Source organism: Brevundimonas sp., assembly GCF_035999125.1.
Classification (GTDB): Bacteria; Pseudomonadota; Alphaproteobacteria; order Caulobacterales; family Caulobacteraceae; genus Brevundimonas.
Map to the genome: position 1 here is coordinate 74,642 of NZ_DASYGX010000010.1, position 26,118 is coordinate 100,759.

At 69.3% G+C, this 26,118-nt stretch carries 29 protein-coding genes; 14 read left to right on the top strand and 15 right to left on the bottom strand.

All coding sequences use genetic code 11. From position 1 onward, the window contains the following. Positions 1–34 precede the first annotated feature (34 nt). Together VGN45_RS09370 and VGN45_RS09375 are read right to left on the bottom strand one after the other, a co-directional pair. The gene (locus VGN45_RS09370; protein WP_327461714.1) at positions 35–274 is read right to left on the bottom strand and encodes a helix-turn-helix transcriptional regulator; all 240 of its coding nucleotides are present in this window, start codon (positions 272–274) and stop codon (positions 35–37) included. Then, positions 274–768, bottom strand: coding sequence for a DUF2975 domain-containing protein (locus VGN45_RS09375; RefSeq protein WP_327461716.1), 495 nt, complete (start codon positions 766–768; stop codon positions 274–276). Before VGN45_RS09375 ends, VGN45_RS09370 begins: the two co-directional genes overlap by 1 nt. An 85-nt stretch (positions 769–853) precedes the next feature. Here VGN45_RS09375 and VGN45_RS09380 point away from each other — a divergent pair, with 85 nt between their 5' ends. Then, complete coding sequence (locus tag VGN45_RS09380) at positions 854–1,798, top strand: ABC transporter ATP-binding protein (RefSeq protein WP_327461835.1); 945 nt, start codon at positions 854–856, stop codon at positions 1,796–1,798. Next, entirely contained in the window at positions 1,798–2,523 is a 726-nt protein-coding gene (locus tag VGN45_RS09385) for an ABC transporter permease (RefSeq protein ID WP_327461718.1), read from the top strand. The genes VGN45_RS09380 and VGN45_RS09385 overlap by 1 nt, the downstream gene beginning before the upstream one ends. Positions 2,524–2,529: 6 nt before the next feature. Here VGN45_RS09385 and bfr read toward each other — a convergent pair whose 3' ends face one another. Together bfr and VGN45_RS09395 are read right to left on the bottom strand one after the other, a co-directional pair. Continuing rightward, on the bottom strand, positions 2,530–3,030 hold the full coding sequence (bfr, locus tag VGN45_RS09390) for a bacterioferritin (RefSeq protein WP_327461720.1): 501 nt from the start codon (positions 3,028–3,030) through the stop codon (positions 2,530–2,532). Between the two features lie 131 nt (positions 3,031–3,161). Continuing rightward, positions 3,162–3,347 (bottom strand): (2Fe-2S)-binding protein, encoded by a 186-nt coding sequence (locus VGN45_RS09395; protein WP_327461722.1) that lies wholly within the window; start codon positions 3,345–3,347, stop codon positions 3,162–3,164. Positions 3,348–3,460: 113 nt separating this feature from the next. On the opposite strand from VGN45_RS09395, the gene thiE reads away from it, so the two are divergent. Genes thiE through VGN45_RS09410 form a run of 3 tightly spaced genes read left to right on the top strand, consistent with a single transcriptional unit; the run spans position 3,461 to position 6,637 of the window. Further along, on the top strand, positions 3,461–4,114 hold the full coding sequence (gene thiE, locus VGN45_RS09400) for a thiamine phosphate synthase (protein WP_327461723.1): 654 nt from the start codon (positions 3,461–3,463) through the stop codon (positions 4,112–4,114). Between the two features lie 47 nt (positions 4,115–4,161). After that, a complete protein-coding gene (locus VGN45_RS09405) occupies positions 4,162–5,847 on the top strand; it encodes an ATP-binding protein (protein WP_327461725.1) in 1,686 nt (561 codons plus the stop codon). Between the two features lie 43 nt (positions 5,848–5,890). Then, on the top strand, positions 5,891–6,637 hold the full coding sequence (locus VGN45_RS09410; RefSeq protein ID WP_327461727.1) for a hypothetical protein: 747 nt from the start codon (positions 5,891–5,893) through the stop codon (positions 6,635–6,637). Positions 6,638–6,644: 7 nt separating this feature from the next. Here the strand turns inward: VGN45_RS09410 and VGN45_RS09415 are convergent, their stop codons facing one another. The 3 genes from VGN45_RS09415 to queA all read right to left on the bottom strand — a co-directional run bounded on the left by VGN45_RS09415 (position 6,645) and on the right by queA (position 9,550). Further along, positions 6,645–6,992, bottom strand: a complete 348-nt coding sequence (locus VGN45_RS09415) for a hypothetical protein (protein WP_327461729.1) — start codon at positions 6,990–6,992, stop codon at positions 6,645–6,647. Between the two features lie 66 nt (positions 6,993–7,058). Then, the gene (tgt, locus tag VGN45_RS09420) at positions 7,059–8,186 is read right to left on the bottom strand and encodes a tRNA guanosine(34) transglycosylase Tgt (RefSeq protein ID WP_327461731.1); all 1,128 of its coding nucleotides are present in this window, start codon (positions 8,184–8,186) and stop codon (positions 7,059–7,061) included. Between the two features lie 149 nt (positions 8,187–8,335). Continuing rightward, positions 8,336–9,550, bottom strand: a complete 1,215-nt coding sequence (gene queA / locus VGN45_RS09425) for a tRNA preQ1(34) S-adenosylmethionine ribosyltransferase-isomerase QueA (protein WP_327461733.1) — start codon at positions 9,548–9,550, stop codon at positions 8,336–8,338. A gap of 99 nt (positions 9,551–9,649) precedes the next feature. Between queA and VGN45_RS09430 the strand changes: the two genes are divergently transcribed. From VGN45_RS09430 to VGN45_RS09440, 3 genes are all read left to right on the top strand, one after another. Then, positions 9,650–10,099: a MaoC family dehydratase gene (locus tag VGN45_RS09430; RefSeq protein WP_327461735.1), complete on the top strand. Its 450-nt coding sequence runs from the start codon at positions 9,650–9,652 to the stop codon at positions 10,097–10,099. Between the two features lie 122 nt (positions 10,100–10,221). Continuing rightward, entirely contained in the window at positions 10,222–11,892 is a 1,671-nt protein-coding gene (locus VGN45_RS09435; protein ID WP_327461737.1) for a lysine--tRNA ligase, read from the top strand. A 94-nt stretch (positions 11,893–11,986) separates the two neighbouring features. Further along, positions 11,987–12,451, top strand: coding sequence for an SH3 domain-containing protein (locus tag VGN45_RS09440; RefSeq protein WP_327461739.1), 465 nt, complete (start codon positions 11,987–11,989; stop codon positions 12,449–12,451). A gap of 141 nt (positions 12,452–12,592) precedes the next feature. Here the strand turns inward: VGN45_RS09440 and VGN45_RS09445 are convergent, their stop codons facing one another. From VGN45_RS09445 to VGN45_RS09465, 5 genes are all read right to left on the bottom strand, one after another. Further along, positions 12,593–13,225: a helix-turn-helix transcriptional regulator gene (locus VGN45_RS09445; RefSeq protein WP_327461741.1), complete on the bottom strand. Its 633-nt coding sequence runs from the start codon at positions 13,223–13,225 to the stop codon at positions 12,593–12,595. Between the two features lie 47 nt (positions 13,226–13,272). Next, on the bottom strand, positions 13,273–13,731 hold the full coding sequence (locus VGN45_RS09450; RefSeq protein ID WP_327461743.1) for a hypothetical protein: 459 nt from the start codon (positions 13,729–13,731) through the stop codon (positions 13,273–13,275). Between the two features lie 87 nt (positions 13,732–13,818). After that, a complete protein-coding gene (locus tag VGN45_RS09455) occupies positions 13,819–14,175 on the bottom strand; it encodes a hypothetical protein (RefSeq protein ID WP_327461745.1) in 357 nt (118 codons plus the stop codon). A gap of 186 nt (positions 14,176–14,361) precedes the next feature. Further along, on the bottom strand, positions 14,362–15,450 hold the full coding sequence (gene aroC, locus VGN45_RS09460; RefSeq protein ID WP_327461747.1) for a chorismate synthase: 1,089 nt from the start codon (positions 15,448–15,450) through the stop codon (positions 14,362–14,364). Between the two features lie 13 nt (positions 15,451–15,463). Next, positions 15,464–16,183 (bottom strand): DnaJ C-terminal domain-containing protein, encoded by a 720-nt coding sequence (locus tag VGN45_RS09465; protein WP_327461749.1) that lies wholly within the window; start codon positions 16,181–16,183, stop codon positions 15,464–15,466. Between the two features lie 86 nt (positions 16,184–16,269). Here VGN45_RS09465 and pdxH point away from each other — a divergent pair, with 86 nt between their 5' ends. Next, entirely contained in the window at positions 16,270–16,944 is a 675-nt protein-coding gene (gene pdxH / locus VGN45_RS09470) for a pyridoxamine 5'-phosphate oxidase (protein ID WP_327461751.1), read from the top strand. Between the two features lie 4 nt (positions 16,945–16,948). Here the strand turns inward: pdxH and VGN45_RS09475 are convergent, their stop codons facing one another. After that, positions 16,949–17,569 carry a TetR/AcrR family transcriptional regulator gene (locus VGN45_RS09475; RefSeq protein WP_327461753.1) on the bottom strand — a complete coding sequence of 207 codons (621 nt, stop codon included), beginning with the start codon at positions 17,567–17,569 and terminating at the stop codon, positions 16,949–16,951. A gap of 64 nt (positions 17,570–17,633) precedes the next feature. Further along, positions 17,634–18,293 carry a uridine kinase gene (udk, locus tag VGN45_RS09480; RefSeq protein ID WP_327461756.1) on the bottom strand — a complete coding sequence of 220 codons (660 nt, stop codon included), beginning with the start codon at positions 18,291–18,293 and terminating at the stop codon, positions 17,634–17,636. A gap of 134 nt (positions 18,294–18,427) precedes the next feature. Between udk and VGN45_RS09485 the strand changes: the two genes are divergently transcribed. Next, positions 18,428–20,062 carry a long-chain-fatty-acid--CoA ligase gene (locus VGN45_RS09485; protein WP_327461758.1) on the top strand — a complete coding sequence of 545 codons (1,635 nt, stop codon included), beginning with the start codon at positions 18,428–18,430 and terminating at the stop codon, positions 20,060–20,062. Between the two features lie 76 nt (positions 20,063–20,138). After that, on the top strand, positions 20,139–20,786 hold the full coding sequence (locus VGN45_RS09490) for a DUF1499 domain-containing protein (RefSeq protein WP_327461760.1): 648 nt from the start codon (positions 20,139–20,141) through the stop codon (positions 20,784–20,786). Here the strand turns inward: VGN45_RS09490 and VGN45_RS09495 are convergent. Then, positions 20,771–21,673 (bottom strand): MBL fold metallo-hydrolase, encoded by a 903-nt coding sequence (locus tag VGN45_RS09495; RefSeq protein WP_327461762.1) that lies wholly within the window; start codon positions 21,671–21,673, stop codon positions 20,771–20,773. The two genes, VGN45_RS09490 and VGN45_RS09495, sit on opposite strands and share 16 nt — an antisense overlap. Positions 21,674–21,736: 63 nt before the next feature. Between VGN45_RS09495 and VGN45_RS09500 the strand changes: the two genes are divergently transcribed. The 3 genes from VGN45_RS09500 to VGN45_RS09510 all read left to right on the top strand — a co-directional run bounded on the left by VGN45_RS09500 (position 21,737) and on the right by VGN45_RS09510 (position 26,109). Continuing rightward, the gene (locus VGN45_RS09500; RefSeq protein ID WP_327461764.1) at positions 21,737–21,883 is read left to right on the top strand and encodes a hypothetical protein; all 147 of its coding nucleotides are present in this window, start codon (positions 21,737–21,739) and stop codon (positions 21,881–21,883) included. 328 nt (positions 21,884–22,211) lie between these two features. Then, complete coding sequence (locus VGN45_RS09505) at positions 22,212–25,445, top strand: TonB-dependent receptor (RefSeq protein WP_327461766.1); 3,234 nt, start codon at positions 22,212–22,214, stop codon at positions 25,443–25,445. A 109-nt stretch (positions 25,446–25,554) separates the two neighbouring features. Continuing rightward, entirely contained in the window at positions 25,555–26,109 is a 555-nt protein-coding gene (locus VGN45_RS09510; protein WP_327461768.1) for a hypothetical protein, read from the top strand. The last annotated feature ends 9 nt before the right edge of the window (positions 26,110–26,118 follow it).

Sequence of the window (26,118 nt, forward strand, 5' to 3'; positions counted from 1 at the left end):
CCATGAAGGGCAGGGCGCGCAGGGCGTCGTCGGTTCAGACGTCCTCGTCCACGGCGTCCAGATCGGCGGCGTTGAAGTCATAGTCGAGCAGATCGCCGGGCGTGCAGCCCAGCGCCGCGCACAGTCGCGCCAGGGTGCGGAAGCGGATGCCCTTCACCTTGCCCGACCGGAACAGCGACAGCTGGGTTTCGGACAGGCCCACGGTCTGGGCCAGATCCTTGGCCTTCAGCCCCTTGCGGACGATCAGGGCGTCCAGCGTCACACGGACGGGCATCAGATCATCTCGTCCAGCTCGGCCTGCACCCGGCCGGCCTGATCCATCACCCGGCCCAGCAGGAACAGGGCGCCGCCGATCATGCCCAGGGTCATGCCGGCCACATCGAAATGCAGCCAGCCGCCGCGACCGCCCTCCAGCACGCGCGCGAGGTTGGTCACCAGGAAGACGCTGGTCACTCCGCCGATCCCCAGCGCCAGGCCGACGCGCCGCAGGGCGCTGGCCAGCGTCGCCTGGATGAGCCGGCCCTTCGCCAGCTGGCCCATCGCCCGGCCGATCGACCAGACGGCGAAAAGGTAGAAAGCGGTCGGCGAGGCGAACAGAGCGCCGCCGACCCAGCCCGGCGGCGGCGCGCCGTCGCGGACCGCGATCATGGCGGGAAAGATCAGGTGGATCAGGGCCAGCAGCAGCCCGACGCTGACCACCATGAAGACCGCCAGCCAGCGGAACTGGCCGCACATGGCGCGGAATCGGGTCAGGTCGGTCTGGCTCACGGGGGCTCCGAAACTGTCTGATCTTTAATCTTGACTTAAACGACCTCGCTTTGCAACTTTAGCTCAGAGTTAAACGAGCGAGATGGTGATGGCGGCGATCGAGACGAGGAGGCTGACGCGCAGGTTCGGCCGGCAGCTTGCGGTCGACGGGGTGTCGATGACGGTGCCCGACCGGGCGGTCTACGGCTTCCTGGGCCGCAACGGCGCGGGCAAGACCACGACGCTGAAGATGGTGCTGGGGCTGCTGAAGCCCACGGCGGGATCGGCGCACGTGTGTGGGATCGACGTGGGAGCCAACCGGATCGCCGCCGCCCGCAAGGTGGGCGCCCTGCTGGAGGCGCACGGCTTCTACGCCAATCTGTCGGGCCGCGAGAACCTCGATCTGACCCGCACCCTGCTCGGCCTGCCGGCCAGCGAGGTCGATCGGGTGCTGGAGGTGGTGGAGATGACCGAGAACGGCCGCCGCCGCGTCTCGGATTACTCGCTGGGCATGCGCCAGCGGCTGGGCCTGGCCCGCGCCATGCTGGGCGCTCCGCCCGTGCTGATCCTGGACGAGCCCACGAACGGCCTCGACCCGGACGGCATCGCCGACATGCGCCGCTTCCTCAAGACCCTGCCGGACCGGACGGGCGCGACCGTGCTGCTGTCCAGCCACCTGCTCGGCGAGATCGAGCAGACCGCCAGCCACGTCGGCATCGTGCACGAGGGTCGGCTGGTGCTGGAGGGCGACCTGACCCGGCTGAAGGCCGATCAGGCGCCGGAGATCGCCCTGCGCGTCGACGACGCCGGGAGAGCGACGCAGGTGCTGCGCGGCCACGACCTGACCGTCGTCGCGGACGACGGCGGCCTGATCGCCCGGCTGCGTCCGGGAGAGGACCACGACGCCGCCGTGGCCGCGCTAAACCGGGCGCTGGTCGGCGCGGGGGTGGGGGTGTTCGCCATCGGCGCGCGGGCCCGCTCGTTGGAAGGAATCTACCGCCAGGCCTCGGCGCCCGCCGCGCCGCCCGCCCGCACGAAGGAGTTCGCCTGATGCTCACCGCCCTGATCGTCGAGGCCCGCAAGCTGAACCGCTCCCTGGCCCTGCTGCTGGCCGTCGCCGCGCCCTGCCTGATCGGCGTCTTCATCTTCTTCAACATGTTGCGCGGAAAGGCGCCCATGGCGTGGGAGATGTGGCTGGGCAGTTCGGCGGGCATCTGGGCCTTCTTCATGCTGCCGATGAGCGTCACGGCCCTGACCGCCCTGATCGCGCACATGGAGCATGGCCCCAAGGCCTGGGACCACCTGCGGGCCCTGCCGCGACCGCGCTGGACCATCTATGCGGCCAAGGCCGTATGCGTGCTGGCGGTGGTGGGGGCGATGAGCCTGCTGAACCTGGTCGTAACCTATGCGGCGGTGCGCGGCGCGGTCGCCGTCAAGCCGGTGCTGGAGCCGACCGGCGCGCTGGACCTGAGCCAGCACCTGCTCACCATGGGCCGGATCTGGCTGGCGGCGATCCTGCTGACCGCCATCCAGTTCTGGACCGCCATGCGGTTCTCCAGCTTCGTCCCGGCGCTGGCCATCGGCATCGGCGGCACCTTCTTCTCGGTGGTCGCCACCTCCGCCAAGCAGGGCGTCTTCTTCCCCTGGCAGATGCCGATCAACATGCTGGCGACCGAGCCTTGGCGCGTGAACACGGCGCTTGGACTGGGCGCCGGCCTGGGCGCGCTGGCGCTGCTCGCCGCCGTGGCGCACCTCAGCGCGCGCGAGGTCAGATGACGGGGTTCAATTCCCCGTCGCCGACCCGTCGGGGCCGATCTCGCCCAGCGACGACTGGATGTAGTTCGGCTCGCCCATCATCTCGATCAGCTTGAACTGGTTCTCGAGGAAGTCGATGTGTTCCTCGGTGTCGTTCAGGATGTGCTGCAGGATCTCGCGGCTCACATAATCCCGCGCCTCCTCGAACTGGGCGATGCCGGCGATCAGGGTCTCGCGCCCGCCGTACTCCAGCTGCAGGTCGGCCCCCAGACACTCGACCACCGTCTCGCCGATCTTCAGCTTGTGCAGGTCCTGAAGGTTGGGCAGGCCGTCGAGGAACAGCACGCGTTTGATCAGCATGTCGGCGTGCTTCATCTCGCCGATGCTCTCGTCATAGACGACCTTGCCGAGATGCTTCAGGCCCCAGCTCTCGAACATGCGGGCGTGCAGGAAGTACTGGTTCACCGCCGTCAGCTCGTTGGTCAGCACGGCGTTGAGCGTGCGGATGATCGCGGGATCGGCCTTCATGGTCTGCGTCCTTGGCTGGCGGCGGCCGGGGAGGGCCGTGACTCGCGGTCAGGATAACACGCCGAAAGGCGAAGTGTTCACCTGCGAACACTTATCATCACATTGAAAATGCGAGTGAAAGTCGGGTGCGCCTATTCCGCCGCCATGGCGTAGGCCTGACGGGTCTCGTCGATCATCCGGCGCAGGTCGCAGACGCACTTGGCGCACTGAGCCTGGCATTGGTGACGGACGAAGACGTCGCGCGGGCGCGTCGCGCCGGCCTCGATGGCCTGGCGGACGTCACGCTGGCGAAGACCGTTGCAGTTGCAGACGTACACGTTGGGCCCGACCCGAAAGATGCGACTGGTTCGCTTTAACAGGCGCGCCGGCGATTGCAAGTCGTTCTCACGGCTGCGGTTGACGATCGCCGCGGCGCGCGGGAGGAGGGCGCATGACCGCACAGCGCCAGGCCTGCCGCCTCTATCTGATCACTCCGCCCGTGGTGGACGATCTCGACGCCTTCGCCGAAGCGCTGGAGGCGGCGCTGGACGCGGGCGACGTGGCCGCCTTGCAGGTGCGCCTCAAGCCCGCGACGGACGCGCAGGTCGAGGCGGCGGTGCGACGCCTCGCTCCGATCGCCCAGGCGCGCGGTGTTGCGGTGATCCTGAACGATCGGCCGGATCTGGCCGCCGAGCTCGGCTGCGACGGGGTGCATGTGGGGCAGGGCGACGCCCCGGTCGCCCAGGCGCGTCGCCTGATGGGACCGGACGCGATGATCGGCGTCACCTGTCACGACAGCCGCCATCTGGCGATGGAGGCGGCTGAGGCGGGGGCGGACTACGTCGCCTTCGGCGCCTTCTTCCCGACAGGGACGAAGGAGACCGTGCATCGGCCGGATCCCGAAATCCTGACCATCTGGCAAGAGACGATGGAGGTTCCCTGCGTGGCGATCGGCGGGATCACGGCGGACAACGCGGGCGATCTGGCCCGCGCCGGCGCCGACTTCGTCGCCGTCAGCGCGGGGGTGTGGTCGCATTCGGAAGGTCCGGCGGCGGCCGTGCGGGCTTTCAATCGGACGCTGGGGGCGATCGCAGGGGATCGTTAGGGAAGCTGTGGTTCATTTCGGGAGCCTCCCCGCCCGAGTGAGACCTGATGTCCCTGAGCCGCGCGCTCGACCCGATGGAATCCACGAGCGCTCCGGCGACGGAAGGCGCCGCGACGCCGGCCGCGCGTGGGGCTTCGACCTTCTTCTCCCAGCCGCTCGTGCCGATCCTGACGGCGCTGGGCGTGCTGGTCCTCGTCGTGACGGCGATCAACTTCGCCCGGTCCGCGGGTCTGGTGGCGGCGCTCTGGGGGGCGGGCGGATTGGCCGTGGCGGTCTGGCTGCGCACGTCGCGCGACCGCGTCTACGACGTCTGCTTCGGGGGCCTGCTGACCGTCGGCATCATGGCCGGCGAGGTCATGGCCGGAAACCCGGTCGGCCTGTCGGTGATGTTCACCGTCGCCAACATGATCGAGATCGTGGGCGCCGTCCTTCTGGTCCGGCGGTTCGCGCCGACCCTGAACCTGTCGACCGTCGACGGCGCCGTCCGCTTCCTGCTGTGCGGCGCGGTCCTGGCGCCGATCCCGGCGGCCGCGTTCAGCACGGCTTGGCTGACGGTCCTCGTGGGGGCGGATCCTCTGGCGTCGTTCCAGACCTGGTGGTTCGGCCATGCGCTGGGTCTGGCCGTGTTCGGCGCCTTCGGCGTCTCCCTGACGCGACCGCATCTGGCGGCGCTGACCCGGCCCTGGAGGGCCGTAGAGGCCGTGAGCCTGATGGGCCTGGTGCTGGCGGTGACCGTCGCCGTCTTCATGATGGTCCGGGCGCCGTTGGGGTTCGCCGTCATCCCGGTGATGATCCTGGTGGCGGCGCGCCTGCGCATTCTGGGCACCGCCGCGGCGCTGGTGATCGTGACCCTGACGGCGGTCGGGGGCGCCATGGCCGGGGTGGGTCCGTTCAGCGGGGCCAACGTCGATCTGGCGGATCGGGCGGTTCTGGCCCAGACCATGGTCTTCCTGGGATGCCTGCCGATCTTCCTCATCGCCGCCCTGCTGGAAGAGCGCGACGCCCTGGCCGAGCGGGCGCGCCTCGGGCGCGTCAGGGCCGAGGCCGCGTCGGAAGCCAAGTCCCGCCTGCTCGCCAATGTGGCGCACGAGATCAAGAGCCCGATCGGCGGGGTCATCGGCATCGGCGACCTGTGGAAGGCGGGCCAGCTGGGCCCCGTCAGCCCGACCCAGGCCGAGATGGCCGAGATGCTGGTCAAGACGGCCCGACAGGTCGAGGCGCTGGCGCACGACCTGCTGGACGTCGCGCGCGCGGAGTCCGGGGCGGTCAAGGTCGAGCTGAGGCCCACCGACGTGCCGGGTCTGTTGGAGGACGTGCGCAGAACGGTCGCCCTGCGGCCCGAAGCGGCCGGGTTGAGGCTGGAGATGGACTGCGCCGGAGACGGCCTGGTCGCCCTGGCCGACTCCCAGAGGCTGGCCCAGGTCGTCGGCAATCTGGCCAGCAACGCGGTCAAGTACGGCGCATCGGGCGGCGTGGTCCGCTTCGTCGCACGCCGGGCGCCGCGGGCGATCCGGATCGAGGTCGTCGATCAGGGGCCGGGCCTCACCGCCGAGAAGCAGGCGCAGCTGTTCGAGCCCTTCAACCGCCTGGGTCTGGAGCGGTCGGCCATCGAGGGGCACGGCATCGGCCTGGCCCTGGCCAAGCGCCTGACCGAGCTGCAGGGCGGCTCGATCGGCGTGACGTCCCAGCCGGGCGCCGGCGCCACCTTCTGGATCGAACTGCCCGCCGCCTGAGGCGACGCTTGTCCTTCGCGCCGTGAGGGGCGAAGCTGACTCCATGACACGCACGCTTTTCCTCACCGCAGGCGCCGTCGTCCTGTCCGCCGGGGGCGCCCTGGCCCAGAGCACGCCGGACTACACGGGCAGCCTGAACTCCATGCCGCCCGGCGCCGCTCGCCCGGTGGAGACGCCGCCGCCCCCACAGGCCGCGACGCCGACCTCAAGCCCGACCCCCGCGCCGACGCCCGTGACCGCTCCGCCCCGGCCGCAGGCTGCGCCGCCGACCTCAAGCCCGACGCCGACGGCCGTGACCGCTCCGCCCCGGCCGCAGGCCGCCTCGCCCGAGCCCAGACGCACCGAGCCGACGCCCACGACCGCCGCCGTGCCCCCGGCCCCTTCGCCGACGACGGTCCCGGCGGTCTCCGCCCCGGCGGCGACGCCCCGTGTCCTGACGCGGGCGGAGATCGAGGCCCTGCCGTTCGCGATCGCCCTGCCGGAGGGCTATGTCCTGACGGCCGGTCGCCCTGGGCCCGACTTCCAGGTCTGGACCGTGCGCAAAGGCGGCCTGGCCCAGCTGATGATCTATGCCGGGCCGGCGTCGCAGTTCCCGATCCACACGGGCGAGCAGGTCGTGGCGGGAGGACGGACCAGCATCGTCGTGGTCGAGGACGGCCGCCGACGGGCGTTGGAGCACCTGTTCCAGCAGTCGACGGCGCCGCACCACATCCATGTGTGGGTCGCCAGCCTGGACGGCGCGGACCGGGATCGGGCCGAGGCCCTGGCCCACGGGGTCAGCCCCCGTTAGCGGGCGATCAGACGGCGGGGACGCGCCGTGTGGCCTCCAGAGCCGCGAAGTAACGGGCGGCGACGTCGCCCGACAGGCGGGGGCGTGCCGACTGGGCGTCCTCGATCAGCTCCAGCACCGTCTCGACGACCTCGTCGCGCGAGAGGTGGCCGCCGTTCGACAGCAGGTCCAGCCGCTCGGTCAGGGTGCGCGCGCGAGGCGGGACCGCGACGGTCGCGATCGCCGCAGGCGCGGGAGCGGCCTCGGAAGCGGCGCCCGCCGGCTCCGCCAGCTTGCCGCAGCGGCGGCACCGGTCGGAGCCGTGGCGTTCCGACCAGTACCAAGTGTGACGGCACAACAAGGACGAAAGCGACATGATGAAGTCTCCCCAAAGGGGTTACCTCAGAAACCGCCGTTACTGTCAATGCCCGTTAAGGATTGATTAGCCTTGAGTTTTGTCGCCCCCGCCATGACGGGAGTGGAAATCCCGCCGGAACTCGCCCAGGCGCCCGGCCGCGATGGCTTCGCGCATGGCCTGCGTCAGGGCCTGGTAGAAGGCGAGGTTGTGCCAGGTCAGGAGCACCTTGCCGAGAATCTCGTCGGTGCGGATCAGGTGGTGCAGATAGGCGCGCGAATACTCCTGTGACGCCGGGCAGGGGACCGCGGCGTCCAGCGGGCTTTCATCCTCGGCGAAGCGGGCGTTCTTGAGGTTCAGGGGCCCGTCCCAGGTCCAGGCCTGGCCGTGGCGGCCGGCCCGTGTGGGCAGGACGCAGTCGAACATGTCGACGCCGCGCCAGACCGCCTCGACCAGATCGATCGGCTTGCCGACGCCCATCAGATAGCGAGGCCGGTCGGCGGGCAGCATGTCGGGGGCATAGTCCAGCACCTCGCACATCGCCTGGTGGCCCTCGCCCACGGCCAGGCCGCCGATGGCGTAGCCGTCGAAGCCGATCTCCTGCAGCCGGTCGGAGCTTTCGCGGCGCAGGTGCTCATATGTCGAGCCCTGCTGGATGCCGAACAGGGCCTGGGTCTCGCGCGTGCCGAAGGCGTCTTTCGACCGCTTGGCCCAACGGGCCGACAGCTCCATGCCCTGGCGCGCCCGCTGTTCCTCGGCCGGCCAGGCGACGCACTCGTCCAGCTGCATGGAGATGTCCGCGCCGATGCGGTCGGCCTGGATCTGGATGGAGCGTTCCGGCGTCAGGACGTGTTTGGAGCCGTCGACGTGGCTGGAGAAGGTCACCGCCTCCTCGGTCAGTTTGGAGATGCCCGACAGCGACATGACCTGGAAGCCGCCGCTGTCCGTCAGGATGGGCTTGTCCCAGCGCATGAACCTGTGGAGGCCGCCCAGGCGCTCCATCCGCTCCGGGCCGGGGCGCAGCATCAGGTGATAGGTGTTGCCCAGCAGGATGTCGGCGCCGGTCTGCTTCACCTGATCCACCGTCATCGCCTTGACCGTGGCGGCCGTGCCGACGGGCATGAAGGCGGGGGTGCGCACGTCGCCGCGCGGGGTCTTCAGCACCCCGGTGCGGGCGCGGCCGTCGGTGGCGGTGACGTCGAAGGCGAAAGGCAAATGTGCACTCTGATTTTTTTGAGTGCACATCGTGCACATTTGGGCGGGCGAGGATGAGAGCCCGAAAAAAAGACTCTCATTTCCATCACGGTGCGCCGGGCGCGGATGAGGAGGCGGACATCATAGCAGGCCTTTGGGGCCTGTTCGGTTCAGGGGGTCAAGTCGTTGCGAAACAACAGACTTCCGTCGCCGTAGGAGTAGAAGCGATAGCCCGTGTCCACCGCATGGGCATAGGCGGCCCGCATCGTCTCCAGCCCGGCGAAGGCCGAGACCAGCATGAACAGGGTCGACTTCGGCAGGTGGAAGTTGGTCATCAGCACGTCCACGGCGCGGAAGCGGTAGCCGGGCGTGATGAAGATGGCGGTGTCGTCGTGGAAGGGGCGGATCGCGCCGTCCTCGGTCGCGGCGCTCTCCAGCAGGCGCAGGCTGGTGGTGCCGACGCAGACGATGCGGCCGCCGGCGGCGCGGACGGCGTTCAGGGCGTCGGCGGTTTCGGAGGACACCGTGCCCCATTCGGAGTGCATCCTGTGGTCGGCCAGGTCGTCGGCCTTGACCGGCAGGAAGGTGCCCGCCCCGACGTGCAGGGTGACGGCGTGGGTCGAGACGCCCCGGGTCCGGATCGCATCCAGCAGGTCAGGCGTGAAATGCAGGCCGGCGGTCGGGGCGGCGACCGAGCCGTCATGGGCGGCATAGACGGTCTGATAGTCCGACCGATCGCGGTCGTCCTCGGCGCGCTTTGCGGCGATGTAGGGCGGCAGGGGCATGACGCCGACCACGCGGATCGCGTCGTCCAGCGCCCGGCCGGACAGGTCGAAGCGCAGGGCGACCAGGCCGTCGTCGTGTTTGGCGAGGAGGGTGGCGGTCAGGGCCCTTCTCCCCTTGGGGGAGAAGGTGGCTCGCGAAGCGAGACGGATGAGGGGGTCGGCGATGGCGGACTCGGCGTTTTGCGCTGAGCGCGCGGAGGCATCCCCCTCATCCGAGCCGCTGCGCGGCCCACCTTCTCCCCCGTTGGGGAGAAGGAAACTCACGCGATCCCCCGCCTTCAGCCGCTTGCCGGGCTTCATGAAGGCGGACCAGACGTCCGGGGCGTCGCGGTGGTGCAGGGTGGCTTCGACGGCGACCGACAGGGTCTCGCCGTCCGGGCCGGGCCGGGTGCGGACGCCGAACAGGCGCGCGGGGATCACCCGGGTGTCGTTGAACACCAGGGCGTCGCCGGGGCGCAGGAAGTCCGGCAGGTCGCGGACGACGCGGTCCTCCAGCCCGCCGTCGCGCACCACCAGCAGGCGCGCGGAATCGCGCGGTTCGGCCGGACGCAGCGCGATGCGGTCCTCGGGCAGGTCGAAGTCGAAGTCGGCGGTCTTCATCAGGCGGCGGTCAGGGCCACGACCGGACGCCCGGGTCAAGGGTGGGGATGACGCGGGCGGGACTCGGATTATCTAAGGGCCGCTCTCCCGGAGACCCCGATGACCGACCGCTATCTGGACGACCTGACCGTCGGCGAAAGCTGGACCAGCGCGCCGTTCGAGATCACCGAGGCCGAGATCATCGACTTCGCGCGGCAGTTCGATCCGCAGCCGATGCACGTCGATCCCGACAGCGAGCAGGCTAAGCGGTTCGGCGGGTTGATCGCCAGCGGCTGGCACGTGGCCAGCCGGGTGATGAGGGATTTCGTGGACGCCGATCTGTACGGCGACGTGCCGCTGCTGGGGCTGGGGATCAACGACCTGCGCTGGCGCGTGCCGGTGCGGCCGGGAGACCGGCTGACGGTGCGGCGCGAGGTGCTGGAAATCGTGCCGTCGGAGAAGCAGCCGGATCGCGGGCGGGTGCGCACGATCACCGAGGTCAACAACCAGAACGGCCAGATCGTGATGAGCTTCGAGAACTGGATGCAGCTGCCGAAACGGCCGAGGTAGAAAGGAGCGCGGACCTCCAGGTCCGCGAACCGGCGCCTGATCAAAGTCGCGGACGTGGACGTCCGCGCTCCTTTCAGAGGGCCGCGTTGACCCCCGGCGCCGGACGCGTCAAACCGCCCGCCATGCTGCAGAACCTCGAAACCCTCGCGCGCGACGCCAAGTCGTGGCCGTTCGAACAGGCCCGCAACCTGCTGGACCACGTGCTGAAGAAGCGGCTGTCGGACGCGGACCGGGTCGCGGCCAAGCTGCTGATCGACGCGGGCAAGGCGGATCAGGCGCTGGCGACGTTCGAGGCGCTGCGGAAGCCCGTCCTGCTGGAGACGGGATACGGCCCGTCCGGCCTGCCTCACATGGGCACGTTCGGCGAGGTGGCGCGCACCACGATGGTGCGGAACGCCTTTCGCGCCCTGACCGGCGATCACTGGCCGACGCGGCTGGTGGCGTTCTCGGACGACATGGACGGCCTGCGCAAGGCGCCCGACGGCGTGCCCAATCGCGAGCAGTTGATCGAGGACCTGCACCTGCCGCTGACGAAGGTGCGCGATCCGTTCGGCACGCACGAGAGCTTCGGCGCGTACAACAACGCGCGGCTGCGGGCGTTTCTGGACGGTTTCGGCTTCGACTACGAGTTCATGAGCTCGACCGAGCAGTATCGGTCGGGCCGGTTCGACGCGGTGCTGCTGCGGGTGCTGGCGCGGTTCGACGACATCATGGCGGTGATGCTGCCGACGCTGGGCGAGGAGCGCCGCGCGACCTATTCGCCCTTCCTGCCGATCAGCCCGGTCACCGGCCACGTCCTGCAGGTGCCGACGCTGGAGCGGGACGTGCAGGCGGGGACCATCACCTTCGACGATCCGGCGGGCGGGCGCACCACCGTGCCGGTGACGGGCGGGCATGTGAAGCTGCAGTGGAAGCCGGACTGGGCCATGCGCTGGACCGCGCTGGACGTCGATTACGAGATGTCGGGCAAGGACCTGATCGAGAGCGTGCGCGAGTCTTCGAAGCTGTGCCGCGTCATGGGCGGGGTGCCGCCGGAAGGGTTCAACTACGAGCTCTTCCTCGACGTCGAGGGCAAGAAGATCTCCAAGTCCAAGGGCAACGGACTGACCATGGACGAGTGGCTGCGCTACGGCACGCCCGAGAGCCTGGCCTGGTACATGTTCCAGTCGCCCAAGTCGGCCAAGAGTCTGCATTTCAACGTGATCCCGCGCGCGATCGACGACTGGCTGAGCTTCATCGACCAGTATCAGGCGCAGGAGCCGGCCAAGCGGATCGACAATGCCGTGTGGCACATCCACGCGGGCGATCCGCCGGCGGTCGCCAGCCCGGTGTCGTTCAGCCTGCTGCTGAACCTGGTGGGCGTGGCCAATGCGTCCACGAAGGATCAGCTGTGGGCCTACATGGCCAAATACATCCCGGACGCGACGCCGGCGACCGAGCCCACGCTGGATCGGCTGATGGGCCATGCGCTGAACTATTTCGACGACTTCGTGCGGCCCGCCAAGGCGTTCCGCGCGCCGACGGAGCAGGAGGCGGCGGCGTTCCGCGACCTGGCGTCGCGGCTGCGCGCCCTGCCGGCCGACACGACGGACGGCGAGGTCATCCAGAACGAGGTCTATGCGGTGGGCAAGGCGCACGCGTTCGAGCCTCTACGGGCGTGGTTCGGGGCGCTGTACGAGGTGCTGCTGGGCGAGACGCAGGGGCCAAGATTCGGCTCCTTCGCCGCCATCTACGGCCTGCCGCAGACGATCGACCTGCTGGAGCGGGGCGCAAAGGGCGATCTGGCGGGCTGAAATCTGAACCGAAAACAACAAGCGGTTCAGGGGATACGCGGGCCGGCTTGGGCATTCTGTCTCCATCGACCAACTCGAAAAGGAGACGAGAGCCATGTCGAACGGCATCAAGAACACCCTGATCGCGGGCGCCGCCCTGGCGGCCGCCGCGGCCATCCCCGGCGTCGCCTCGGCGCAGTCGAACGGCATCACCAGCTGCGACGCCCCGGGCGGCCGTCAGCAGGCCGGCGCCCTGATCGGCGCGGTCATCGGCGGCCTGGCCGGCAGCCAGGTGTCGCGCAACGAGCGGACCCTGGGCGCCGTGGTCGGCGCCGGCGCCGGCGCGGCGGCGGGTTCCTACATCGGCTGCAACCAGCAGCGCGCGCGGGCCAACGCCTCGGCCAGCGCCTCGATCGTGCGGCCCACGACCAACGTGCGCGTCCGCTCGGGTCCGGGCACCAACTACCGCCAGATCGGCAGCGTGAGCCGCGGTCAGGCCCTGCAGGCCGTGAGCTCTTCGGGCGAGTGGGTGCAGATCTCCAGCGGCGGCTGGGTCAACGCGAACTATCTGACCTACTGATCCGCGCGACGCGGTGAAGACGAGGGGCCGTCCGCAAGGGCGGCCTCTCTTTTTTTGGCCCTAACGCTCGCGCGGCACGCGCTCGCTGCTTGAGGGCGGCTTTTGCCTACGCTTGCGCTCCGGGCGCTTGCTGCTCGATGGCTACTGGCTGACCCAGAGGATGCGGCTCATCCAGTCGACGTCGCGGCGGGGGACGACGCGGTCGGCGTGTTCCGGATTGATGGAGCGCAGGGTGATCGAGCGGGCCGAGAGCGCGGCGAGCTCCTTGGCCAGCGTTTCGCCGGTGACCGTGCGCACGACCACCCGGTCGCCCCGACGCGGCGGAGGGCCGTCGCGGTCGACGATCACGGCGTCGCCGGGGCGGTAGAGCGGGGTCATCGAGTCGCCCACGATCTCCAGCCCGAACAGATTCCGGCCGGGCGTCGGCAGATCGGCCCAGGACCAGCCGTCGCCGGTGGGCAGACCCGCGTCGTCGAAGAAGCCGTCCAGGCCCGCCTGGGCCAGGCCGACGACCGGGGCCCGGGGCGCGGGGCCGCGGTCGTCGGCGAGGGCGGCGAACTCGGTCAGGGAGACGCCGGTGACCTCAAGGATGAGGTTCAGGCTTTCGGTCGAGGGCCAGCGCGGACGTGCCGCGGGCGGCGGGCCCAGCCGTTTGGAGGGATTGAAGGCCGTCGGATCCAGCCCCGCCTTGCGCGCCAGCCCGGACGGGCTGAGCCCGTGCGCCTGCGCCAGTCGGTCGACGGCGCGCCAGATGCGGGCATGGGACAGGGGCATGGACGGCCGCTCGCTGATTCGGCCGCAGAGTACCCAGGAATAGATGCCTATTCCAGTCCGGCCGCGCGACGCTCCTGCCAGGCCCAGAAGGCGCCCACGCCGATGGCGAGCAAGACGCCGTAGCCCGCCAGGTTGATCACGAAGTAGTAGGCCGAGATCGACGGCCGCATGTCGACGAGCATCAGCACGTGCGAGGCGAAGACCAGCAGCTGCATGGCCGTGGCCCAGACCGCCCAGGCCCGGCGGGCCTTCCAGACCAGCGCGCCGAGCACGCCGAGCATGACCAGGTCGATGGCCATCATGCTCCACTGCGCGCCGTAGATGTTGCCGTCGTCCTGGACCAGCATGGAGGCGAACCAGCCGAGGCCATAGGCGGCGGCGGCGAACCAGCCGAGGCCATAGGCGGCGGCGGCGATCTTCTCCGGCTCATCGCCCTTCCAGAAGGCGAACAGAATCACCAGTCCCGTGAAGACCGCTCCGACCTGGGAGTAGAGTGTGTCGAACATCAAAACGCCCCCGAGCCGAAGCCCGGGGGCGATGATGCATCGAGTCCGACGGAACCGGAATGCCCGGTCCCGTACATGACGTCGAATTTAGGAGGCGACGCGGAGGTGACCCTTGGTCGGGGGGGTGCCGCCCACCGGGGTTTCCCAATCGTCCGGCTTGTCGACCGGGCCCACGGCGTAGACGCCCCAGCCCATCTTGCGGTGGTCGCGCTGCAGCTCGGCGTGGCAGGCGACGATCGCCTCACGCGCCGTGCCGAGGGCGGCGATGGTTTCCATGGCCTTGGCCTGGGAGCCGGCGCCGGCGACCGGCGACACGGACAGGGCGACACGGGCGCCGATCATGGTCTGAACCAGGGTGGTGGCCTGACTGATGGCGGCGTCGACCGCCTTTTCAGTGGCGTGAAGATCGGCCGCCAGACCCGAAATGACCTGTGCTCTGTCCATGATCGTTTACCCTTCGTTAACTGGTAAACGAACCCTTAACACGACCTCCGGCTGAGTTCCATAGGCTTCGACGCGGCTCGAAGCGAAGGAGGGACTTCAGACATGGAGGCGCGATCCGGGACTTCACGGCGGAGCTTGGACGTCACGGGCCGTGGTCGAGAAGCGGGAGGACGCGCCGAACCCGGCTCAGCGACCCCTCTGGCCACGATGCCGCAGCCATGCGTCCGCCAGCACGCAGGCCGCCATGGCCTCGACCACCGGAACGCCGCGAAGGGCGACGCACGGGTCATGTCGGCCGACGGTGCGCAGGTCGGTTTCCCGACCGTCGCGCGTCACGCTGCGACGGGGCGTCAGGATCGAGGAGGTCGGCTTGAAGGCGACGCGCGCGGTGACCGGCTGACCGGTCGAGATGCCGCCCAGAATGCCGCCCGCCTTGTTCGACAGAAAGACCGGAGCGCCGTCCGGCCCGATCCGCATCTCGTCGGCGTTGTCCTCGCCCGACAGCTCGGCGGCGGCGAAGCCCGCGCCGATCTCCACGCCCTTGACCGCGTTGATCGACATCAGCGCGCCGGCCAGTTCGGCGTCCAGCTTGCCGTAGACCGGCGCGCCCCAGCCGGCGGGGACGCCCGTGACCTCCAGCGAGACCGCCGCGCCGATGGACGAGCCGGCCTTGCGCACCCCGTCCAGATAGATCGACCAATCCGCCACGACGTCGGCCGAGGCGGCGAACAGAGGGTTCTCATAGGTCGCGCCGAAGTCGATCGCGTCATCGGCGATGCGGTGAGGACCCAGCTGCGTCACGCCCGCGCGGATCACGACCCCGTCGCCCAGCACCTTGCGCGCCACGGCGCCCGCGGCGACCCGCATGGCCGTCTCGCGGGCGGAGGACCGACCGCCGCCGCGCGGATCGCGCACGCCGTACTTGGCGTCATAGGTGAAGTCGGCGTGCCCGGGACGGTACGACCGGGCGATCTCGCCATAGTCCTTGGACCGCGCGTCCTCGTTCCGGATCATCAGCGAGATCGGCGTGCCCGTGGTCACCGGACCGGCGCCGTCGTCGAACGTCCCCGACAGGATGCGGACCGCGTCGCTCTCCTTGCGCTGGGTGACGAAGCGACTGCCCCCAGGCTTGCGACGGTCCAGCCACGGCTGAAAGTCGGCCTCGGTCAGGGGAATGCCGGGCGGGCAGCCGTCCACGACGCAGCCGATCGCCGGCCCGTGGCTTTCGCCCCAGGTGGTGACGCGGAACAGATGGCCGAAGGTGTTGTGGGACATGTCGGCCCAAGGCTTAGGCCGCGCGGCGCTCCGGCGTCCAGTCGCGGACGAAGCGGGCGCGCAGGTCGATCGAAAGGGACGGGACGTCCTCGACCGGCTCCAGGGTGACGAACAGATGCCCCCGGCGGCGGCCTCCGCGCGCCGGCAGGCCCAGATCGCGCAGACGCAGCCGCATCGTCGGATGGTCCGGCGCCAGCCAGGCAGAGCGCGGCCCGGCGTGGGTGGCGATCTCGATCCGGCCGCCGTCGCGCAACTGCTGGCGCGTCACTGGGGCGGTCATGTGCAGGTCATCTCCGACGGCGGACAAGGCCCCGCAGCCGCGGATGACCACGGCCAGGTACAGGTCCGCGCCGTCGCGCCCGGCGCCCTTGAGCCGCAGCCGGTCGCCGGTGCGCAGGCCGGGCGCATAGGTGGCGCGCAGGCGCTTGCCGCCGCTTCGCACGACGGTTTCTCCACCCGAAAGGGCCTGCAGCGGCGTGACGGCCAACGTCGCAGGGGCCGGTTGACGCACCTCCGGGGCGGGGAGGGCGAGCGGCGCGTCCAGCCGCTTCAGCAGATCATGGGCGGCGATGACGCGACGAAAGGCGTGTTCGTCGCCGCCCGGCAGGTCCGGTCGCGCCGCCTTGACCGCGCGGCGGAAGGCCGCGGTCAGCGCCGGCCCGTGCGCGGCGGCGTCCAGACCCAGCAGGGCCCGGGCCTCGGCGACGGTCAGGAAAGGGGCTCGGCCATGCATCTCCCACAAAGGCCCCGATCAGGGTCAATGCCGGGTTAACCGTGCCGCCCTTCCGGACGCGCCCCGCGCGCTGTATCGCAAAAGCCATGACCGCCTCCGTGATCCCGCCCAGCCCGTCGCGCGAGGAGTACGCCCGCGACTATGCCGCCGCGTTGGCGGCCAACGGGGACGAGACGATCTTCGACCGGACGGAGCCGATCGGCCTGGTCGTCGACTGGCTGGCCGACGCGCGGGCGCACGAGGTGAACGATCCCAACGCCATGTGCCTGTCGACCGTGGACGGCGGCGGCGCGCCGGACAGCCGGATGGTGCTGCTGAAGGACGTCGATGCGCGGGGCTTCGCCTTCTATTCGAACGCCGAGAGCGCCAAGGGCGGCCAGCTGGGCGCGCGGCCGGTCGCGGCGCTGCTGTTTCATTGGAAGTCGTTGCGCCGGCAGGTTCGGGTGCGCGGCGCCGTCGAGCCGGTGACGGCGGCGGAGGCGGACGCCTATTTCGTCGGCCGGGCCCGCGAGAGCCGGATCGGCGCCTGGGCCTCCGACCAGTCGCGGCCCCTGGCGTCGCGCGCGGATCTGGAGGCGGCGGTCGCCCGCGAGACCGCGCGGTTCGGCGACGGCGAAGTTCCGCGCCCGCCGCACTGGATGGGATGGCGGGTGGTTCCGGACTCGGTGGAGTTCTGGCGCGACCGGCCCTTCAGGCTGCATGACCGGCTGCGCTTCGACCGCACCGGCGACGGGTGGGCGAAGACCCGGCTTCAGCCCTGACGGATCAGCGGCGGACGACGCCGTAGCGGGCCATGAAGGTTTCGACCGCGTCGGCGGCGATCTGGTCGGCGGCGCGGACGGGCATGACCTCGTCGCCGGTGACCAGGGGCATGAAGAAGACCGGATGCTCGATCATGCCGAACAACTGGCCCGCCGCCCATGACGGATGCTCGACCCTCAGTTCGCCGCGGTCGCACATGTCGCGGATGACGTTGATGACGTAGGCGCCGAACTCGCTCTTGCCCTTTTCGAAGAACTTGACGGCCACGTCGCGGAAGCGCGGACGCTCGGCCATGACCAGGCGAAACACGGAGCGAACGAAAGGATCGGCCATGAAGCGGGCGTAGCCGGCGGCGAAATCCGTCAGTTGGTCGCGTGCCGGCCGCTCTTCGGAAAAGACCCGCAGCATCTGGGCCGTGAACTCGCAGGCGGCGTCGTCGATGACGGCGGCGAACAGGTCCGACTTGCCCGCGAACATGGCGTAGAGCGTGGCCGTGGAAATGCCCGCGTCACGCGCCACGGCCTCCATCTTCGCGCCGGCGAAGCCCTCCGAAGTGAAGCGCCTTCGGGCCTGGCGCAGGATGGTCTGACGCTTGAGGTCGGGTTCGGTCAGGGCGCCGTGCATGGAGTCTTTTCGTCAATTCTGGCGCGTGGCGACCCGCGCGTGAGTCGGACTGCGTCGAACGACGTTACGGCGTGGCCGCGTCCGCGAGAAGGGGGCGTATGCGCGGATCGACCAGAAGCGGCGCCGCCAGCCGGTCGACCGCCTGGCGATCTTCCAGCCTGACCGCCGCCGTCACATCCGCCACCACGACGTCGGCGACCGCACGCGCGGGCTCGGTATGGCGTTCATGGCCGGGCCGCACGGTCTTCAGATACTGGGCGATGACCGAAGCGGCCGATCTCCCGCGCGTCTCCTGGTCGCGCAGCAGGCGGCGGATGAAGCGGATGTCGGCCGGAGTGTCGACGAAGACCTTGAGATCGAACAGCGCGGCCAGGGCGGGGGTGGAGAGCACGTGCACCCCCTCCACGACGACGGCGGACGCCGGATCGACGCGGCGCGTAACCGCTTCACGGCCGTGTGTGGTCATCGAGTAAATCGGCGCCTCGACCGCCCGCCCGGCCTTCAACTCGGAGAGGTGCCGGATCAGCAGGTCGTGATCGCGCGCGGCGACGTCGTCGAAGTCGAAGGCGGCGGGGTCGAAGCCGGGGAGGGCGGCGGCGTCGACGTACCAGTCGTCCTCGCTGAGCAGGACGGCGGCGCCGGGCCGCATGGCCGCGACCAGCGCCTGCGCCAAGGTGGTCTTGCCGGAGCCGGAGCCGCCGGTGATCGCGATCAGCAAGGTCATGTTCGGGCCTTTAGGCGGGGCCGGCCGCGACCGGAAGTCCCGGCCCGCTTCCGTCGCGTCACGTTGCCTCGCGCCGCCCGCGCCGATAGCGTGGCGCAGACGCCGCGATCAGACGGAACGACACGGGGACGACGATGCTGGGATTGATGCAGGACTGGCCTCTGACGGTCGACAAGATCCTGGACCACGCCAAGAACTGGCATCCGCATCGCGAGGTGGTGACCCGTTCGGTCGAGGGGCCGATCGTCCGCACGACCTATTCGGAGATCCACGGCCGGGCCAAGAAGGTGTCGAAGGCCCTGCTGGACTGGGGCGTGAAGCCGGGCGATCGGGTCGCCACCCTGGCCTGGAACACCGCGCGCCACATCGAGGCCTGGTACGGCATCATGGGCATCGGCGCGGTGTGCCACACCCTGAACCCGCGCCTGTTCCCCGAGCAGCTCGGCTACATCATCAATCACGCCGAAGACAAAATCATCTTCGTCGACCTGACCTTCATCCCCCTGCTGGAGGCGATCCTGCCGCACTGCCCGTCGGTGGAGCGGGTGGTGGTGATGACCGACGAATACACCATGCCGGCGACCAAGCTGCCGCAGGCGGAGTGCTATGAGCAGATCGTGGCCGGCGCGTCGGGCGAGGTCGCCTGGGGCGGCTTCGACGAACTGACGGCCTGCGGCCTGTGCTACACCTCGGGGACGACCGGGAACCCGAAGGGGGTGCTGTATTCGCACCGGTCGAACTTCATCCACACGCTGCTGGGCATGCAGTCGACCGTGCTGGGGCCGTCGCCGAAGGAGACGATCCTGCCGGTGGTGCCGATGTTCCACGCCAACGCCTGGGGCATCGCCTTCGCCGCGCCGGCGTCGGGCGCCAAGCTGGTGATGCCGGGGGCCAAGATGGACGGCGAGGCCATCTATGAGCTGCTGGAAAGCGAGCGGGTGACCTTCTCGGCCGCCGTTCCGACCGTGTGGCAGGGCCTGCTGGCGCACATGCGCGAGAAGGGGCTGAAGCTGTCGACGGTCAAGCGGGTTCTGATCGGCGGCTCGGCGGTGCCGGAAAGCCTGATCCGGGCCTTCAACGACGATTTCGGCATCGAGGTGCTGCAGGGCTGGGGGATGACGGAGACGTCGCCGATCGGCACGCTGTCCAACCTGCCGCCCGAACTGCTGGCCTTGCCCTATGACGAGCAGCTGAAGTGGCGCACCAAGCAGGGCATGCCGCCGCTGGGCGTCGAGCTGAAGCTCAAGAACTACGCCGGTCAGGAGATGCCGCACGACGGGCAAACGTACGGCCGGCTGATGGTGCGCGGGCCGACGATCGCCGGCGGTTATTTCAAGGGCGAGGGCGGCGAGATCCTGGACAACGAAGGTTTCTTCGACACCGGCGACGTCTCGACCATCGACGAGCACGGCTTCATGCAGATCACCGACCGCGCCAAGGACGTGATCAAGTCCGGCGGCGAGTGGATCAGCTCGATCGAGATCGAGAACATCGCCGTGGGCCATCCGAAAGTCGAACTGGCCGCCGTGATCGGCGCGGCCCATCCCAAGTGGGACGAGCGGCCTGTGCTGGTGCTGAAGCTGAAGCCCGGCGAGAGCCAGAACAAGCAGGAGCACCTCGACTTCCTGCAAGGCAAGATCGCCAAGTGGTGGATGCCCGACGACGTCGTCTTCGTGGACGACATCCCGCTGGGCGCCACCGGCAAGATCGACAAGAAGGTCGTGCGCGAGCGGCTGAAGGACTATCGCCTGCCGACGGCGCAGGCCTGATCCGGTGGCGGGGGGCGGATCGCGGCTGACACGGACGGCGTGGCTGGTCGCGGGCGCCCTGGCGGGACCGCTGTGCGTGTTCACGGCTTCCATGGGCACGCGGGGAGGCTTCTGGAGCCCCGACTTCGCGCTGGACGTCCTGACCTTTCGGGTCGCCGCCGCCCTGACTGCGCTCGGCGCGGTGTGCGCCCTGGTCCTGGCCGTTCAGTCGATGCGGCGCCCCCGCGCCGTGGGTCTGGCGGCGGCGATCGCCGTGCTGGCCGTCGGCGCGACGGCGTCGGGGCTCGGCCTGCGGTGGTCGACGTTCAACGGGCTGCAGGCCTGGGACGTGTCCAGCGACCGTGACGAACCGCCGGGTTTTTCCGACGTCCTGGCGCGGCGGAGAGCGGCCGAGGGCGCGGCGCGGGCTCCGTCCCCCGCGGGACCGCAGGCCTGCCCCGGAGCCGTTTCCGTGGCCAGCCAGCTGACGCCGGAGGCGGCCTCCGCAGCGCTGGAGGACGCCGGCTTCACCGTCATCGGCTCGGCCCCCTTCCGGGTCGAAGGCGAGAGGCGCGGCTTCTGGTTCGACCTGGCCCATGACGCGGTGGTGCGCATCCGTCCGGGGCGGACGGACCTGCGCGTCACGGCCCGTGCCGCACGGGCCCAGGGCGAGGAGACCTGCCGGCTCGCCTCGGCGCTTTCCCGCGCGCTGGCGGCGCGCGTCGAGTCTCAGCCGGGGGCGTAGTCCGCGTCGAGGACGGCGGCGGGCGCCGCGACGGCGCGGCCGTCGGCGACCATGGCGATCAGGTGCGCCCAGACCGACAGCGCGGCGGCCGGCCACAGGCGGCGGTCCACGGCCGCATAAAGGTGCGGCACGATCTCAGAGATGCGCGCGTCGCCCGCGTGCAAACGCGCCAGGATCTGCGCGTCGCGGTCCAGCCTGTGCGCGCGGTACGCCGCCAGGAAGGGCGACGGATCGTCGATCGCGGCGCCGTGGGTGGGCCACAGGCGGTCGAAACCGGCGGCGACGACCCGGTCCAGACTGGCCATGTAGGCCGCCATGTCCCCGTCCGGCGGGGCGACGACCGTGGTCGACCAGCCCATGACGTGGTCGCCGCAGAACAGGGCGTTCTCCTCCTCCAGCGCGAAGGCCAGATGGTTCGAGGCATGGCCGGGCGTGGCCAGCGTCCGCAGGGTCCAGCCGTCGCCCTCGATCACCTCGCCGTCGACGAGAAGCCGATCCGGCCGGAAGTCCACGTCTTCATCCGCGTCGAGGCGTCCCGAGGCGTGCGTCACGACAACGGGAGGGAGCGCCGCCAGCACGGGCGCGCCGACGGCCTCGGCGAAAGGACGGGCGAGGGGAGCGTGGTCGCGATGGGTGTGGGTCACCAGCACATGGCTGACCCGCCGCCCGGAGACGGCGCTCAGCAACGCGTCCTGATGCGCCGGATCCTCGGGGCCCGGGTCGATCACGGCGACGCCCGCGCCGGGCGTCTCCCGCCCCACTATGAAGGTGTTCGTGCCGGTGAAGGTGAACGGGCCGGGATTGTCGGCGGTCACGCGGGAGATCAGCGGCGTATGCCGGATGTGGCGACCATGATCGGGGACGAAGTCGCGGACGAACGGGATCACGAACGCCTCCGCTGGCCCGGGCCTTGCCTTAACGAGGCGTAAACGCCCTTCGGAGCCCGCAAAATGGCCGCCACGATCGCCCTCAACGTCTCAAATCGGCTCCTGACGGTCGCCGCCGCCTTGCTGTGTATCATGGCGGCGCAACTGGTCACGGCGTCCTGCACGCCGGAGCCTGCGTCCTATGCCGCCCGGGCCATGATCCAACGTTGAGTCGGGCCGCGGCCGAGGCCGCTCAACCGGTCGGTGAAAACCGGCGTTCGTTGGGCGAAACGGCGCCGCACCCCCCATCCTGAACGGCGTTAATGCATAACACTTGTTCAAAAAAATAGTTTTAGAACATTAGCTTGAAGCGGTGTGGCCGGATTGCGACAATGGGGCGACGAACAGGTTACGAGCCTGTAATTGTCATGTCGTCATGACCCGCCATCGGATAGGGTGACGGCAATCTGCGTGCATTGGGGCTCGCGGATGCTCAACGTCGACGCCGCGAGGGGCCCGGAAACGGGAAGCTCGGCGCCGGCCCTAGGAGGACTGTCTCTTGAAGACCCACACGATCCGGCAGCGTCTGCTGCAATCGACCATGATCGGCGGAACGGCGCTGATGGCCCTGGTGGCCGTCCCCGCGGCCGCCGTCCTGCTGGCCCCCACTCAGGCCGCCGCCCAGAACCTGGTCCAAGGCGCCGTGGCCGGCACCGTGGAAACCCAGACGGGCCAGCCCGTCTCCGGGGCCACCGTGACGCTGCAGTCGGTTTCCCAGGGCTTCACCCGCACCTACACCACAGGCGCTAACGGCGAATTCCGCGCCGTCGCCCTGCCCCAGGGTCAGTACGTCGCCACCGTCACGTCGTCGGGCAACGCCGTCCTGACCGAGACCGTCTCGGTCGGCGCGGGCGGCACCACCTCTCTGATCTTCACCGTCGGTTCGGCTTCGGGCGCCATCGACACCTCGGGCGCCACCGCCGTGGACGACATCGTGGTCGTCGGCGTGCGCCGCGCGGTGTCGGAATTCGACGCCACCACCACCGGCCTGACGGTCAACGTCGAAGAGCTGTCGCGCAACATCCCGATCGCCCGAGACGCCAACGCCGTGGCCCTGCTGGCCCCGGGCGTGACCGCCTCGGACGGCGCCTTCGGCAACATCCCGACCATCGGCGGCGCCTCGGCCGGTGAGAACACCTACTTCGTCAACGGCCTGAACATCACGAAATTCCGTGACTTCACCGGCTCGTCGATCGTTCCGTTCGAATTCTACCAGACGCTGGAAACCAAGACCGGCGGCTACTCCTCGGAGTTCGGCCGCGGCACCGGCGGCGTGCTGAACGGCACGACCAAGTCGGGCGGCAATGAGTGGGAGTTCGGCATCACCGGCTATTGGTCGCCGGACAGTCTGCGATCTGACTCGCCGGACACCTATCTGGCCCAGAACCGCTTCGATGAAGTCGAGTCTTCGGACATCATCTTCGACTTCGGCGGCCCGATCATCCGGGATCGCCTGTTCATCTTCGGCCTCTATAACTTCCGCGATCGTGAGGCCACCAATATCGGTCGCACGACTGTCGATCCAGATTTCGGCGCAGGCGCGAACGGCAACATCGTGACGTCGGACGATCCGTTCTTCGGCGCCAAGGTGGACTTCCTGGTCACCGACGATCATCGCTTGGAGTTCACCTACTTCTCCGACGAGCAGACCCAAGAAACGCGCAACATCTTCGTCAACGGCAACGGCGAACTGATCGGGGAGTTCACGCCGTCGTCATTCGAGTTCGGCGGCACCAACTACATTGCGCGCTATACGGGCATCTGGACCGACTGGCTGACGACCTCGATCGCCTACGGTGTGAATGAGTACAACGAGTACTTCTCTTCTCCGGGCGACGCCGGCGCGCTGATCACCGATCAGAACCCGGGCTTCCCGCGGCGCGGCATCTGGGGCGTTGGTCAGCCTGCGGTCAACGAAGACGAGCGCGAAGTCCTGCGTGCGGACGTCGACGTCTACGTCGATTTCTTCGGCGCACATCACTTCCGGTTCGGCATCGACAATGAGAAGCTGACCGCCACCCAGCAGCTCGACTTCTCCGGCGCGGGCTACAACTACTGCCGCCCCAACGGCCGCAACGTGCCGGGCTTCCGTCCTATCAGCACCGTGGTGAACTGCACCGGCGATCGCACCGGCGGCATCTTCTACCGCTATCAGACGCTGATCACCACGGCCAACGTCACAGCCGGCACGAACACCGACCCCCAACTTCTGGGTCGCACCGACCTCGTGGGCGCGCCGCGTCGCGTCCGGATCCGGGCCTACGACAACGACGGCGGCTGGACCTCGGAACAGAACGCCTACTACATCCAGGATAGCTGGGAGGTCACCGACCGCCTGACCTTGAACCTGGGTGTGCGCAACGAAGGCTTCGAGAACGCCAACATCAACGGCGTCACCTTCATCGACCTGCAGGATCAGTGGGCTCCGCGTCTGGGCTTCACCTATGACGTGACCGGCGATCAGACGTCGAAGCTGTTCGGCTTCTACGGCCGCTACTTCCTTCCGGTGGCCGTGAACACCAACCAGCGACTGGCCGGCGCCGAACTGTTCACGCAGGACGTCTGGGATCTGGACTTCACCGGAACGGTCGCCGGGCGTCCGGACGCCAACCGCGACGGCATCGACGACAACACCGACGAGCCGATCCTGCGCGGCTACGGCACGACCAACTCCGGCTTCGTGTCCGGCACGAACTTCGGCGGCGGCGACGTCAAGTCCACGAACTCGACCGTGGATGCCGAGATCGACCCGATGTACGTCGACGAGTTCATCCTGGGCTATGAGGCGGAAGTTTTCGGCGATTGGACCTTCGGTCTGAAGGGCACCTATCGCGAACTGGGCACGGCCATCGACGACGTCGCCATCGACGCCGCCGTTCTGGATTATTGCTCAGGAGCCGATCCGGACAACCTGACCTACGCCGAGTGCTATTCGGTGTGGTACGGCTTCCACCAGTACGTCCTGACCAACCCGGGTGAGGACATGCGAATCACCCTGTCCGGCGCCGACCTGTCGCGCGCCACCGGCGGGCGCGTCACGGCTGATCGTGAGATCGTCCTCACGGCCGCCCAGCTGAACTATCCGAGCCCCGATCGCACATACAAGGCGGTCGAAGTGTCGATGGAGAAATCCTTCGACGGCATCTGGGCCGGCCGCTTCAGCTACGTCTGGTCGGAGAACGAGGGCAACTACGAAGGCGCCCTGAAGTCCGACAACGGCCAGACCGATCCCGGTCTGTCGCAGGACTTCGACCAGCCCGGCCTGACCGACAACTCCTTCGGCTTCCTGCCGAACCACCGCGAACACACGTTCAAGGCGTTCGGCAACTGGCAGGTGACCCCGGCGTTCAACGTCGGCGCCAACCTGCTGATCCAGTCGCCGCGCAAGTTCGGCTGTCAGGGCGTCCACCCGACCGACTTCTTCGCCTCGCTGTATGGCCCGGCGTCATGGTTCTGCAACGGCGTGGCGACGCCGCGCGGCGAGTCGTTCGAGAGCGACTGGCTGACGAACATCGACATGACCTTCGCGTATGACTTGGCCCAGGTGTTCACCATCCCGGGTGAATCGCTGGTTCTCCGTGCCGACGTGTTCAACCTGTTCGACGCGGATTCAGAGCAGGATTTCAACGAGTTCGGTGACCTCGCTCTCGGCGTGCCTGACCCGGACTACGGCAAGGTGACGGCCTACCAGGCTCCGCGCACCGTTCGCTTCAGCCTGGCCTACCGCTTCTAAAGAGCGGGAAAGCCGAAAGAATGGGGCGGCGGGTCTTCGGACCCGCCGCCTTTTTCTTGCCCGGTGGGTCGGGGGGCTCTATCCGGCCCGGGTGATGTCGGAGTCGTCCATGCGTCCTTTCTTCGCCGCCCTGACGGGCGTCGTCCTGCTCGCCCTCGCCGCGCCGGCCGTGGCGCAGGACGAGGTGATCCGCACCGGCGGAACCCGGTTCACCGCCGACGACGCCGAGCGGTCGCGTCGCATGCGTGAGGCCATGGCCTATGCGACCGCCCTGCCGCCGGGCGCGCCCGAGGCGGATTATTCTCTGGTGGCCTGGTGCGAGGCCCTGGTGTCCGGACATGTGGCCGTCGGCGAAAGCCTCGGCACGACGGACGAGTTGGATCTGCGCCTGATCGCGCTCGGGCGTGCGGAAGCGGTGACGTTCCGCTCCGCCCTGGAGATCGGCCGGGCCGTCCAGTCGCCCGACGCCGTCGCCGAGGCCGAGGCCGCCGCCGACGGCGCGCGCCGTCAGTGGGCGCCCATTCTGGCGGGCGATCAGGCGGTGCGGGATCAGACGTTCGGCCTGTTCTTCGGCCTGCCCGGCCGCTGCGAGCACGCCGCCCGCCGGGTGTCGCTGGGGATCACGGACGCGCCGCCGACGCTCAAGGACGTGGGGCTGGAGTAGCGTCCTTCC